This is a genomic window from Streptomyces sp. BBFR51, from assembly GCF_044591655.1.
Taxonomy (GTDB): Bacteria; Actinomycetota; Actinomycetes; order Streptomycetales; family Streptomycetaceae; genus Streptomyces.
Window position 1 is genome coordinate 5,428,657 of the sequence record NZ_CP172448.1, and the last position, 12,093, is coordinate 5,440,749.

Genomic DNA, 12,093 nt, shown 5'->3' on the forward strand with positions numbered 1-12,093 from the left:
CCGACGATGCCCAGCCCGAGCAATCACCAGAGGAGCCGCATGCGCCGGTACTCACTGCCCGCCCTTGCCGCGCTCACGGCGCTGACGGCGCTGACGGCGGCAGCCTGCAGCAAGTCACCGGATACGGACGCGGCACCGTCCTCCCCGCCGGAACGCCCCACGGCAACCAGCTCCGCCACGCAGTCCCCGCCCCCCGAGCACACTCGGAAGCCCGAGCCGCCGGCCCCCTCGGCAGCTGACGGCCGGAACACCGACGCCTGCACCGACGGCAACTGCGAGATCACGGTGACGAAGCCCGTGACCATCCGCTTCAAGGGACCGGACGGCACCGCGGCAACGTTGTCCGTGACCGAGGTCGGCCCCGACAAGATCGAGTACGAGGTGAAGTCCGGCAACGGCCAGTCCAAGGGCGGCGCAAGCGGCGCAGGCCAGGGCTGCATCACCGTCCTCCGCCCGAACGGCAGCGGCAACTCCTGCGGAGGCCTGCCCGGCACCCGCCCCAGCGCCCAGCCCAACGCGGTGGTGATCCAGGCAACGACCGGCGCGAACGGCACGGCACTCCTCCACATCGTCACGCCATGAGCACTGGCGCCGGGGGCGGTGTCGTCACGTCGTGGCGATGTCGATCAGCAGGCTCGCCCGTGCAGTCGCGAACAGACGGTCCTGCTCGGCGAGTCGCTGCGAGGTCGCCTCGGTGTCGACCAGCAGTTGGTACACATAGCCCGACTCCCCGGCGACGAAGACCTCGACCCGCTTGCGGGGTTCGCTCTGCTTCGCCCAGTGATACTCGATCTCCAGCCAGACAGCGTCGCGGCCGTTCTGCCGCGTCGTGTGCGTGGTGACCTTGAGGTCGGCCATCGACGACTCGGCGATATCGCGATACCAGGCGAGTTGCCCCGCGGAGGCGGCTTGGGCGGTCGATCCGTACGAGCGGTCCCGCTTGACGCTCAGGTCGTACGCGCCGTCCGGCGAGTGCCAGGTGCTCTGCACCTCACTTGCGGGCGTCTCGCCCCATCCGTCCGGCAGACCGAAACAAGCGGTCAGATCGGGTTCCTTGACCCGATGCCACTTCTTGGGCAGAGGCGACGAACAGGACGCCGCGGCAGGGCGGGCCCCGTTGCCCCCGCCCGCGGGTTGCCGAGTCGGTGACGGCGATGAAGAAGACCGAGGCGAGGACGGAGACGACTGTGAGCGCGACCGTGAGGGCGAAGGCGAGGAGGACGACGAGGAGGACACTGAGGACGAAGGCGACGTGGGCACGGTGGCCGTGGGGGAGGAATCGGAGTCCGCGACGCTCCGACTGAGCGGCGATGAGTTTCCCACGAGAGGTATTCCGAAGAGTGCCAGGAGGAGCCCCGCGACAGCGGTGATCGCAGAGACCGCGGCCGCCCACTCCCCGATCCTCCGCCGACTCGACGAACCGCCCCCGCCTGAACTGCTCAACTCCCCGACCACGCCTCTCTGTTGTGAACAGCGTCACCACTCTCCGACACGCGACCCCTCCTGTCCTTCGCCGAGCGCGCAGACCCTCTTGACGATCGGCGCACCGAGCCCGACGTCGACCGGCCGAGCGCTCCCCGGATCTCCCCGAGCCGCACTCCACGACAAAGAGGACTGCGCTCCCCGCTGACGACTGGGCCGTCAGTCGTCGGCACAGTGAAGAGGCGTGGACATGCCACTGCGCCGAACGCGCTGGACAGGGGAGAAGCGAACGCGATGAGACCGGACGACACGGGGGAGTCCGGGGGCGGGCGCCGCCCCTGGGAACGTTCGACGGCCCGAAGCGGACAACCGACAACCGGCCCCGGCGGACCGGTTCATCCCGGGGGCCCCGGCCACCGCCGCACGGAGGACGGCGGCGGCCCATGGCACACGACCCGGAGCGTGCCGTCCATCGTCGCGGTGATCCTTTTCGTCATCTGGACGGTCTTCGCCGTGCAGTGGAAGGAGCAGGACTGCACCCTCGTCCCGACCTCGTACATCCTCGTGATCACCCACGGCACCCCGAGCATCTTCGAGGGCTGCGGCGATCAACCCGTCGACGTCACGGACGACTAACTCTCCCGGCTCTCCAAGATCTCCACCCGCGCCCCCACCCGCACGCCCCACCCGCTCATCGCCCCGGCCTCCGCCTCCAGCACGTGCCGCGCCCGCAGCCGGGGCAGCCCGAGCCTGCCCGGCCGCATCGTGCGCACGGCGACGACCGTGAGGCGCCGATCGAGGTAGGCGACGTCGATGGGCATCCGCATCCGAAAGGTGTGCACGCTGTTGGCAGGCGTTAGAAGGATCGCGCCGTCGACGGACTGACGCCCCAACAGCCCCTTGGTGCGGGCACGATAGGAGCCGGCGATCTCGAGCGGAACCCGGACGCTCCCACCCCCGGCCCACCCCTCCACAACCAACACGCCCGCCCCGTCCCCCCAGCGCCGCCGCCCCATACCGATGCCCCTCCCACAGCTCGCCGTCCGGTCGAACGTATCCGCGCCGGAGCAGATCCAACATGGGGCCGGGGGACCTTCGCGGCCGCCGTTCCTCTTTGCTGCTTCCTGTGCGGAACGAGCGGCGACGGAGCCTTGGATCGTGCGAGGAGCGGATGCCGCCTTCGTGTTATGCAACCGTTATGACCTAAGAAGCCACACGTGCGGCTGATTTGAAGCCTTAGGACACCGCAGGGAGACAGGCCTCACTCTGGTGCCGCTCGCCCTTGGTGGATAGCGTTGCTTCGCTGAAGAGAAGCCTCGTCCCACCCAGGAGCCGACAGTGAATCGCCGCCGCCCCACCTTGCTCGCAGCGCTCACGCTGACCGCCGCTGCGGCCTTGACGCTGTCCGCGTGCGGAAGCGACGACAGCCCCAGCAAGGGCGAGGACAAGATCGCGGGGGCGGACACGGGGGGCAAGCCGTCTGCCTCGCCGAGTCCGAGCGAGACGTCCGCCGGGAACCGGCCGGAGATCACCTTCCCGTCCGACGCCAAGAACGTCTTCGAGGGTGGCAAGACGGGCGATGCCAAGAAGGACGCTGTCCTCGCGGACAGCTCGTTGGCGGTGAATGCGGTGGACGAAGCCATCTTCCAGGGCAGTACCAGCACCAAGGCGCTCGGCTACTACAACGCCGAAAAGGCCTTGAGCTCGTCGATTACGTACGCACAGGGCTACATCGACGACAACGACACCTGGATCGGCGTGACTCGGTACTTCAACCGCAAGGTCACCTTCTCTGGCGAGGACCAGGCATACGTCACCTACTGCTCGGACGAGAGTAAGTCGTACATCAAGAACAAGAAGACCGGGAAGGTCGACAGGTCGGCGGCGACGGCTGACAGCTACGTGCTTTACAACACCAAGCTCGCCAAGAACGCCGCCGGTGTGTGGCAGACCACCGACATCGCTTCTAACAGGGGGGACAAGGCGTGCCAGCCGTAAGGACGTTGGGCAGGACGGTGACCGTCCTGACTCTTGTCTGCGTTCCCGTCCTTGCCGCACAGCCGGCATTTGCTGAGCGCGAAAAACACGGAAGCAATGGCCAGACAGAGCAACACGCTGACACTGGCGATGACGGCAGTGTGTCGGTCACCGTGGGCGGCGTTGTCTTCGACCATTCGAAGAACGGGAGTGGCGATTCGGTCGGTGCGGTGACGTCGTCCACTTCCTGGTCACCGCCGGCTTGCTGGTATGCCCCCAAGTACTCGCCGGAGGAGTTGCAGAAGACTCTGGAGCCCATCTGGGAGGCGGAGTCCACAGGGTATGAGTGGGATGCCAAGCAGCGGGAGAAGTACAACGCCAAGGATGAGAAGAAGGGCTTCAACAAGGACAAGTCTGGCAAGGGGTATTGGTGGGGCTCGTATGTGAATGAGAGCTTCCCGCCGGGGTGGGACGAGTGCGACGAGGACTACTTCTGGGTGGACACGGGTGATGCCCCTCCGCCGGAGGTCGAGAACGCCGTCACTCCGGAGGTCCTGGCCGAACTGGCTTACGCGGAGATCCGCGTCCCAGGCACCGAGGTGACTCTGGCGCCGGCCGAGGCGACCAAGGTGAACCTTCCGACGTGGGCGTGGCTGGACGGTGCCGAGTTCAAGCCGGTGTCGGTCACGGCGTCGGTGGAGGAGATCGGTATCACGGCGACGGCTACGGCGGAGCCGGTGTCGTTGCAGATCAAGCCGGGTACTCCGGATGCCCAGACCTATCCGGCGTCGGGTGTCTGCGCGATCGAGGACGGTCGTATCGGTGCGCCGTATGCGAAGGGCAGGGCGGACGACACGCCTCCGTGCGGGGTGAAGTATCTGCGTTCCTCGGGTGATGGGACGTTCCCGCTCCAGGCGACGGTCACGTGGGAGATCCACTGGACCGGTACCGGCGGCGCGGGCGGCGACCTGCCCGACGGCACGTTCGGCGCCACTCAGGACGTCGTCGTCCAGGAGATCCAGGCCGTCAACCGCTGAAGCACCTAAGGGTTACAGGAGCGAGCCGCGGTCGGTCAGTCGTAGGGGTTGGGCGAGAACTCCGGGCGGTCGCCGGGGAAGTCGGGTGGGAAGAACGGAACGACCGTCGCACGCGTGAGTAGGTCGAGGACCGTTGCCGTCGAACTGCGTGGGGAGACGACCGCACGTAACTGCCCCGCCTGGATAATCGCGGTCGGCCATTCCTCCGGCTCCCCCCGAGTGATCCAAACCAGTAGGTCGGCGTTGTCTGTCACCCCCCATTGGACGAGCTCGTCGGCACTCAATCCTCGTTCGCCCAGAACATCATGGATTGCGTAGAGTTCTCTGCCGCGCAGGATGGCCCGTAGTGCGCGGGTGCGCTCGGCGATGTCGAGCCGGCCGCCAGGGGCATCCTCTGCGAAAATCCACAGGAATTCGTCGAAGCACCCCGTTCCGTAGGTTTCAACCAGTGCCCTGTGACTGGCCGGGACAGCCACAGGCCCAGTCGCACGGCCGAGTACCGGGTGCGTCGGAGGGGGACACACTGACCTGAGGAGAGACAAGGCGGCATCCGGGTTGCCCCTCCCGCCGCCGCCGAGCTGCTGAGAGCCGTCATTCACCCGATTCATGCGCATACGCCCCATGTACCAGTCGCCCCGCCAGGGCCTCGTCCAGCTCGTGCTGGAAGTGCTCGAAGTTGGTCAGTGTGAACCAGCCGCACGGCTCCACGCGTTCCGGAATGATGTTGTCGTTCTCATCCACGTAGCCCTCGGTGCTGGCATCGTAGAAGCAGTGCTGCTTCAGCAAGTGACTCGGCTTCAGTTCCTCATGGGCCACAGTCTGAAAGTATCCCTTTTGTCAGACCCAGTTCGGGGAATCGGCCCCGCGGTCCGCTCTCTCTCATCTTGACGATCCGGCCGCCGGCCCGCCCAGACAACGGCCAGAGCGGAGGGCACCCCGCAGCACCCCGGGAGAGGTGGAACCCCGGCGCACCCGTAGCGACACGCGAGACCCGAACCGTGCAACCGTGGAACAAACCGGAGTGAACCGATCATCTCACGAGAGTGACATCACCGCTTACGGATCGAGGTCAATGCCATTCTTCAGGATCGAGGGAAGCCACGATGAAGCCGTCCCCCTGGGAAACGACCAGGTCCGGCTGCTCCACCAGACGCCCCACCTTGCCGGGATCGAATTCGTGAAACTCGAAAATGAAATGCTCAGAAATGGCGGGACGATCCAGCGGGAACCCGTCGAGGTCGACCGACGAGTTCGCCCGGTCCGCACCCTGACAAAGGACAGACACAAAGAGGGGAAAATAGTCCACTTCCAGAAGCCGATCCGCCTCCTGGATCACGCCTGCCACACCAACGCCTCCCGTGACCTCTCCGCACAGGTCATGAAGACAGTCCACCAAAGCATCCCAGTTATTCCCGTAATAGCCGGGGAAGCGAAGAGTCTCCGCAAATGACCGGTGGATCCCTTGCTCGTCCAGAAGTAGGCGGGAGTCGAAGTAGTAGCAGCGTCCACCTTTTCTCTCCAGTTGAGAAAGCTGCTCCTGAACGGCGGCCGACCCGTGGGGAGCGAAAACAACCCAGGGTTCCGAGGTACTCGTGATGTCAAAATCGGCCATGTGCCGCATCACCCTGTGAACTCACCAACGTAGTACAAGGTCCCGTAGTGGTCTGGCGTGTAGTAGGCGGGTCCGTACCTGCGTTCCTCGGGTGATGGGACGTTCCCGCTCCAGGCGACGGTCACGTGAGAGATCCACTGGACCGGCACGGGCGGCGCGGGCGGTGACCTGCCCGACGGTACGTTCGGCGCCACCCAGGACGTCGTCGTCCAGGAGATCCAGGCCGTCAACCGCTGAGCTCAGACGCAAGGGCCCGTCGGCCGGAGCGGGGTAGTGAGGAGGGTCAGGGCCTCGTCCGGGGCGGGGGCCAGCAGCCAGACGCTGTCCATCCCGGCGAACACCGATCCGTCGCTGGCCATGGCCAGGTACTGATTCCCCCGGTCGCGCATTCCGAGCGGGTAGAGGTCGACGCCGCCGGCCTGCTCGGCGAGGTCGTCGATGATTTCGGCGTCCCAGAGCGCGAGCAGCGGGTCCAGGGAGAACTCCATCCACGGGGTCGAGCCCTTCGAGTCAGGGTGAGGCACTCCCAGTGCGCCGAACTCGGCGAGGAAGTGGCGGGCCGCGTCGTGCATCTCGAACTCGCCGGTCTGCAGCAGGACTGCCTCCCAGGTGCCGGTGGGTACCGACCGGTCCGGGAACCAACCGCCCGCGCGCAGGACCCGGTCGGTGTCCGACTCTCCCTCTAGAGCGCGTAGTTGCCGCCAGAAGGCGTTTTCGCCTGTCGGTTCGGCCGGTGACCACAGGGCGGACCGTGTGCCTTGCGCCTGCACCAGGCGGTCCAGCCCACCCAGCCGCTCCGCACCGTCCCTGATCAGGTACAGGGCCCCGTCCTCGCCGATGCCCAGCAGGCCGGTGCCCTCGTCCGCCGTGCCCACGGGGTACAGGGCCGCACCCGCCTCCCGACCGGCCCGCGCGAACCGTTCGTCCTGCCAGGCGGCCCGCATGGGGTCGAAGCAGATCGCCGAGGAGGTGTTGATGGAGTCGGCGGGCCATCCGTAGGTCGTCAGCCCCCCGAACTCGGCGAGGAAGCGACGCGCGGCGTCATGCGTCTCGTAGGGCCCGCGCTCGCGCACGACTGCCTCCCAGGTCTCCGTGGGCACCGCGCGCCCCGGCTGCCAACCGGCCCGCCGCAGTACGTCCTCGGTCCCCGGGGACCAGCCACCGCTCCGGTACTCATACACTCACATCACCCACGTCACGCCCAGTTGGTCAAGAACATCCTGACAGGACTTGCAGGCCGCCTTCGGCGTCCCGTGCACGGGGTTGCCTGCCGCCCGCACGTTCACCGCCGCCATCACACCGCCCCCGGGGTCCACCCCGGCTCTCATGGCCTTCGACAGAGCCTCGGCCTCACCGCACTTCGAGTGCGCCCCGCGGACCTCCGCCTTGATGTGGTCCGGAACCCGATCATAGGCAGCCTGCACATCGGGATGGAGATCATGATTTCCCCCGCCCTTGATGCTCGCGCCGTCGAAGGGTTGTTGATGCCCTGGTATCGACAGTCCGGCCGCACTGGTCGGCCTGGTGTTCTTGTTCGCGCCTGGTGTGGCCTGTTCGGCGTTAGCCCGCTTCGCCGCAGCGGCGCGGGCCGCCTCCTCACAGGAGGGTGCCAGCCCGAAGGGGTCGATGGCCGTGAAGGGGTTGGCCACATACGAGCGCGGGTTCGGCCCTGGGGAGAGACCCAATGGGTCCAGGGAGGCGTACCGACCGGTCTCCGGGTCGTAGTGACGCTGATAGTTGTAGTGGAACGCCGTCTCGGGATCCTCGTACTGCCCCGGGAAGCGCAACGGGCAGTGCGCGCCGTCCGGGCCGGGACCGGGCAGAGGAGCGCCCCACACCGTGGTCCGGGCCTGCCAGACCACTTCCCCTGGTTCGGTGACCAGCTCGGTAGGGGTACCGACCAGGTCCGTGACGATGGAGTAGAACCGGTCGTCGACCCACTCCTGGGGCACGTCCGGCGACATAACCCGTTCGGTCTGCGTAAGAGGGCTGAAGCGATCCCGCTCCCACTCCCACACCGTGCACCTGGGCGCCTCGCCGACGGTACTCGTCATCTGCTCGGCCAGGACGAATCCGTCCCACACGAACGTGGTCTCCTCCACCACGGTCATCCCGTCCGGACCGAGCCGCCGTTTGGCGATCCGGCGTCCGAACGGGTCGTACTCGTACATCCACACCGTGCCGTCCGGGGTGGTCACCGCGACCAGCCGGTCTTGGCTGTCCCAGGTATAGCGCCACACGTCGGGCTTCCGGGAAAGCCGCTTCTTGCGCCTGACCACGACCCGGCCCTGCTCGTCGTACTCGTAGGCGATGTCCCTTGTGCGGCGGACGGGCGCGTGTCCGGGATCCGGTACATCAGCGGCGGGTGCCGTGGGCTGCCACTCGCCCTCGGTGATGTTGCCTGCAGCGTCGTACGCGTATCGCTCGGACCAGGTGGCCGCCCGTACCCCGGCGACCCGTCCCTGGCGGTCGGCGTCGATGACGCGCTGGCCCCGCAGGAGGTCGCTGATCGCGGTGACCGTGCCGTCCGGCCGGTAGCGGTAGGCACGGTGCTGGAGAAGCCGCGGTGCGTCCTCACGGGCCGACCCGTCGGCCGCGGTCAGGGTCTGAGTGCCGAGCCGGCCGCCCGCGTCCCACGTCTGGCTGAGGGCCACACCGCCCACGCGCCGTTCGGTCTCGCGCCCCGCCCGGTCGTAGGCGAAGGTCAGTGTTCTGCCGGCTGTCCGCAACAGCAGCGGATGGTCCTGCCCGTCGTACTCCCAGACGCTCTCCGCGGCGGACGGCGTCACGCGGCGGACACGCCTGCCGAGGATGTCGTAGGTTGACCGGACGGTGGCCCCGTTGCAGGTTTCGGCGAGGATGCGGCCGACCGCGTCGCGCTCGTAGGCCAGCTGCACGCCGGGCCCCGCCACGTGGCGGACCTGGCCGATTGGGTCGTACGCGTAGCGGACGACCCCTTCCGACGCCCGCTGCTCGGTGATCCTGCCGAAGTCGTCGCGAACGTACTCGGTGGTCTCGTTCGCGCCGTTGGTCTGGCCGACGAGGCGACCGATCGCGTCGAAGCGGTAGCTCTGTACGCGCCCGGAGAAGTCCCGCTCCCGGACCATTCGGCCGGCCTGGTCGTAGAAGTACTCCCAAGCGGCGCCCTGCTGGTTGGTCACCGAGGTGACGCGCATCTGACCGTCATAGGTGAACCGCAGTCGTGAGCCATCGGGGTCAGTGCGGGACACGAGCAGGTCGAAGCCGCCGTACTCGAAGCGCGTCACCCGGCCTTGTGCGTCCGCGTGCTCGACGAGGTTGCCCTCGGGGTCGTACCGCCGCCGTTCAGTGGTGCCGTCCGGCAGGTCGAGCCCGAGCTGTCGGCCTTCCGGACTCCATATGAGCCGGGTGACCTGCCCCTCGGGGCTCGTGTGCGCGACAATCCTGCCGAACGCGTCGCGCGCGTAGCGGGTGACGCCGCCCTCGGCGTCGGTGGCCCCGAGGGGGAGCCCCGCTGCGTCGGGCTCCAGCAGAGCGGTGCGTTCGAGTGCGTCGGTGACCGCTAGGAGTGCGCCGTCATCGCGGTACCGGTAGCCGACACGGGCGCCTGTGGGGTCGGTCTCGGCGACCAGGTTGCCGCGACTGTCATACTCCGTGCGCCAGGTGTGGCCGTCGGCCTGCACAACCGCGACGGGCTGTCCCCACGCGTTGTTCTCGGCCGTCTCTCGCAGGCCGTCGGGCCGGACGACGGCGGTGGGCGCACCCAGGGAATCGTAGGAGTAGCGGGTCGTCCGGCCCCTCGCGTCGGTGCGGCTGAGTAGGCGGTCGTACCGGTCCCAGGTGGAGCGCGTGGTGTGACCGAGCGGGTCGGTGACGGCGATGAGCTGGTACAGCTCGTTCCACCGGTACGTCGTGGTGTTGCCGAGGGCGTCCGTGTAGCGGGTCTCCTGGCCTACGGTGTCGTACGCGACGCTGCACCGCAGCAAACCGTCGGTGCTCTCGCCGGCGACACAGCGGTCCTGGTCGTCGTAGGTGAAGCGGTACTGGTAGCCATTGCGATCGGTCCAGGAGGTAATGCGCCCGCGGTCGTCGTAATCGAAGCGCAGAGGCAAGCCGCTGGAGTCGCCGACGGCGACGAGGTCGCCATCGGGGCTGTAGTCGAAGCTTCTGATGAGTGTGCCGAGAGAGCCCTCGGCCGGATCACGCAGGCGCAGGGCGGTGACGCGTCCGCCGTCGGTGTCCACGTGGACGTGCCTGCCGCCGGCGTCCCGTACCGCGACCGGTGCCCCGTCGGTGTCGCGGTCGATGTCGACCCGATAGCCGTTGCGGTCTGTCAGGGCCACCAGGGGAAGGGTGAACGCCTGCTCGTCCTGGGCCGGTTGCCGCAAGGGAGCGAAGTGGCGGGTGACTCCGGTGAGCGGGTCGGTGATGCGGAGGGGCGCTCCGGGTGTGCCATCCCAGTCGAGGGGGAGGCGCGGCCCCTCCGTCGGCATCACGGACGTACCCGGAGACGGGACCGGGTACAGGAGGATCATGCCGTCCTCAACGGCGAAGGCGGCGCCCTCGTCGTCCAGAACGAGGCGTTCATCGAGCGTGGAGGCCCAGGAAGGGCCGAAGGAGCGCCCTGACCGGTAGGTCGACAAGTGGGTGCGTCTCAGTGTTAGGGGGAGCAGGCCCGGGAGTTCGACATCGGTCTCGGCCATGTACATCTCGCCGGAGACCATGTCGATGGGGTCGCCGTTCAGGCAGCGGCCCTTGCCCGGCTTGGCCGCCGCCAGGGCGTCGTCTGCCTCCCTGCGCAGGCCCTTCTTGCTCAGCCCCTTGGCCGTGGCTTTCAGGCCACCCGCACCCAGCGCCTTCGCACCCTTGGCGAGTCCGCCGAGGGTGGTCAGGCCCTTCATGCCGGGTATGCAGTCCAGGGCGGCCAGCCCCACGTCCCACAACGACGCTTGGCCCTTGCTGTATTTGTAGAGCGTGTCTGCGAGGACGACGAGGGCTGCGACGAGGACGATGGCGCCCAGGATCGGACCGCCGATGATCATTGCGACGATGCCGACGACGGCGACGACGACCTTGCAGACGGCGACGATGTTGTCCCAGTTGTCGGAGAACCAGTCGCCGACGTCCTCCCACCACGACCGGTTCTGAATGCCGGCGTCGGACGCCTCGTCGATCTTGTTCTTGGCCTCGCGGGCCGCGTCGTCACGCATCTTGCGCGCGTCCTCGGCCATCTTCTTCGCCGCGTCCAGCGCACCCTGCGCGGAGTCGACGGCCGACTGCGCATTCGTCTGCGCGGTCTTGGCGTGCTGGGCATCACGGGTGGCGGCGCGGACCTTCGCCTCGTCCGGCTTGTCCGCGTCCGACTTGCTGCCGGTCGGGTCGTCCTTGTACTTGTCCGCCTCCTTCGACGCCCGCGTCACCCACGAGTCCGCCGAGGACAGCTTCGACTGCGCCGAGGACAGGTCGGCCCGTGCCTCCCGCGCCTTGACCAGCGCCCTGTCCGCCAGGGCCTGCGCCCGCTCCAGCTTCGGCCAGAAGTCCGTGAGCGCGTCGCCGCACATCCCGTACGACTTCTCCAGCTTCTTCAAGTTCTTCGGAACGCCGGAGAACTCCTCCTTGAAGACGGTCGCCGACTTCCCCGCCCACTCCGCCAGCGTGCTCTCACCCGCCATGCCCTTCACCAGACGCAACGCCTCGGAGACGTCGTCGGCGAAGTCGTGCAGCGTCTTCGCGAGCGTGCGCACCCGCTGCGGATCACCCGGGGTCGGGTCCTTGTCCAGGTCCAGGACATGCCAGTCACTCGGCCTGTGGCCCACCATCCCGCAACCCCCGTCAGCCCACGCGCATCAACAACAACCCGTATGCACACGTGAACTTACAAGGCGCGGGCATTCGAAGAAAGGCGTGCCCGACAGGTACCGGACGATAGAAGACCGCCAGTTGTCGAGCAGTCGTAGTGGCCGAACAAGCCCGGTCCGCGCTAATTGAAGCCACAGGACACCGCACGCGACAGGCTTGGCACTGGTGTCCCTCGGCCCCGCTGGATAGCGTTGCTTCGCTGAAGAG

The 12,093-nt window shown here is 67.6% G+C and carries 11 protein-coding genes; 4 read left to right on the forward strand and 7 right to left on the reverse strand.

The features are described from left to right. Positions 1–39: 39 nt before the first annotated feature. Positions 40–582: a hypothetical protein gene (locus ACGH7X_RS24995; protein WP_399888121.1), complete on the forward strand. Its 543-nt coding sequence runs from the start codon at positions 40–42 to the stop codon at positions 580–582. A 24-nt stretch (positions 583–606) separates the two neighbouring features. Here the strand turns inward: ACGH7X_RS24995 and ACGH7X_RS25000 are convergent, their stop codons facing one another. Next, positions 607–990, reverse strand: a complete 384-nt coding sequence (locus ACGH7X_RS25000; RefSeq protein ID WP_399888123.1) for a hypothetical protein — start codon at positions 988–990, stop codon at positions 607–609. A gap of 894 nt (positions 991–1,884) precedes the next feature. Here ACGH7X_RS25000 and ACGH7X_RS25005 point away from each other — a divergent pair. Further along, entirely contained in the window at positions 1,885–2,058 is a 174-nt protein-coding gene (locus ACGH7X_RS25005; RefSeq protein WP_399888125.1) for a hypothetical protein, read from the forward strand. Here ACGH7X_RS25005 and ACGH7X_RS25010 read toward each other — a convergent pair. After that, positions 2,055–2,438 carry a DUF192 domain-containing protein gene (locus ACGH7X_RS25010; RefSeq protein ID WP_399888127.1) on the reverse strand — a complete coding sequence of 128 codons (384 nt, stop codon included), beginning with the start codon at positions 2,436–2,438 and terminating at the stop codon, positions 2,055–2,057. The genes ACGH7X_RS25005 and ACGH7X_RS25010 overlap by 4 nt on opposite strands. Positions 2,439–2,760: 322 nt before the next feature. Here ACGH7X_RS25010 and ACGH7X_RS25015 point away from each other — a divergent pair, with 322 nt between their 5' ends. After that, on the forward strand, positions 2,761–3,420 hold the full coding sequence (locus ACGH7X_RS25015; RefSeq protein WP_399888129.1) for a hypothetical protein: 660 nt from the start codon (positions 2,761–2,763) through the stop codon (positions 3,418–3,420). A 17-nt stretch (positions 3,421–3,437) separates the two neighbouring features. Continuing rightward, entirely contained in the window at positions 3,438–4,436 is a 999-nt protein-coding gene (locus ACGH7X_RS25020; RefSeq protein ID WP_399888131.1) for a hypothetical protein, read from the forward strand. 35 nt (positions 4,437–4,471) lie between these two features. On the opposite strand, the gene ACGH7X_RS25025 is transcribed toward ACGH7X_RS25020, so the two are convergent. From ACGH7X_RS25025 to ACGH7X_RS25045, 5 genes are all read right to left on the reverse strand, one after another. Continuing rightward, a complete protein-coding gene (locus ACGH7X_RS25025) occupies positions 4,472–4,912 on the reverse strand; it encodes a hypothetical protein (protein WP_399888133.1) in 441 nt (146 codons plus the stop codon). A gap of 115 nt (positions 4,913–5,027) precedes the next feature. Beyond that, complete coding sequence (locus ACGH7X_RS25030; protein ID WP_399888135.1) at positions 5,028–5,252, reverse strand: hypothetical protein; 225 nt, start codon at positions 5,250–5,252, stop codon at positions 5,028–5,030. Between the two features lie 253 nt (positions 5,253–5,505). Beyond that, positions 5,506–6,048, reverse strand: a complete 543-nt coding sequence (locus ACGH7X_RS25035; protein WP_399888137.1) for a barstar family protein — start codon at positions 6,046–6,048, stop codon at positions 5,506–5,508. Positions 6,049–6,287: 239 nt separating this feature from the next. After that, positions 6,288–7,229 carry an SUKH-3 domain-containing protein gene (locus tag ACGH7X_RS25040; protein ID WP_399888138.1) on the reverse strand — a complete coding sequence of 314 codons (942 nt, stop codon included), beginning with the start codon at positions 7,227–7,229 and terminating at the stop codon, positions 6,288–6,290. Beyond that, positions 7,230–11,846 carry a DUF6531 domain-containing protein gene (locus ACGH7X_RS25045; protein ID WP_399888139.1) on the reverse strand — a complete coding sequence of 1,539 codons (4,617 nt, stop codon included), beginning with the start codon at positions 11,844–11,846 and terminating at the stop codon, positions 7,230–7,232. Between the last annotated feature and the right edge of the window lie 247 nt (positions 11,847–12,093).

Coding starts and splice junctions, on each gene's coding strand:
- ACGH7X_RS24995 (WP_399888121.1), top strand. CDS start 40: ATGCGCCGGTACTCACTGCCCGCCCTTGCCGCGCTCACGGCGCTGACG.
- ACGH7X_RS25010 (WP_399888127.1), bottom strand. CDS start 2,438: ATGGGGCGGCGGCGCTGGGGGGACGGGGCGGGCGTGTTGGTTGTGGAG.
- ACGH7X_RS25035 (WP_399888137.1), bottom strand. CDS start 6,048: ATGGCCGATTTTGACATCACGAGTACCTCGGAACCCTGGGTTGTTTTC.
- ACGH7X_RS25045 (WP_399888139.1), bottom strand. CDS start 11,846: ATGGTGGGCCACAGGCCGAGTGACTGGCATGTCCTGGACCTGGACAAG.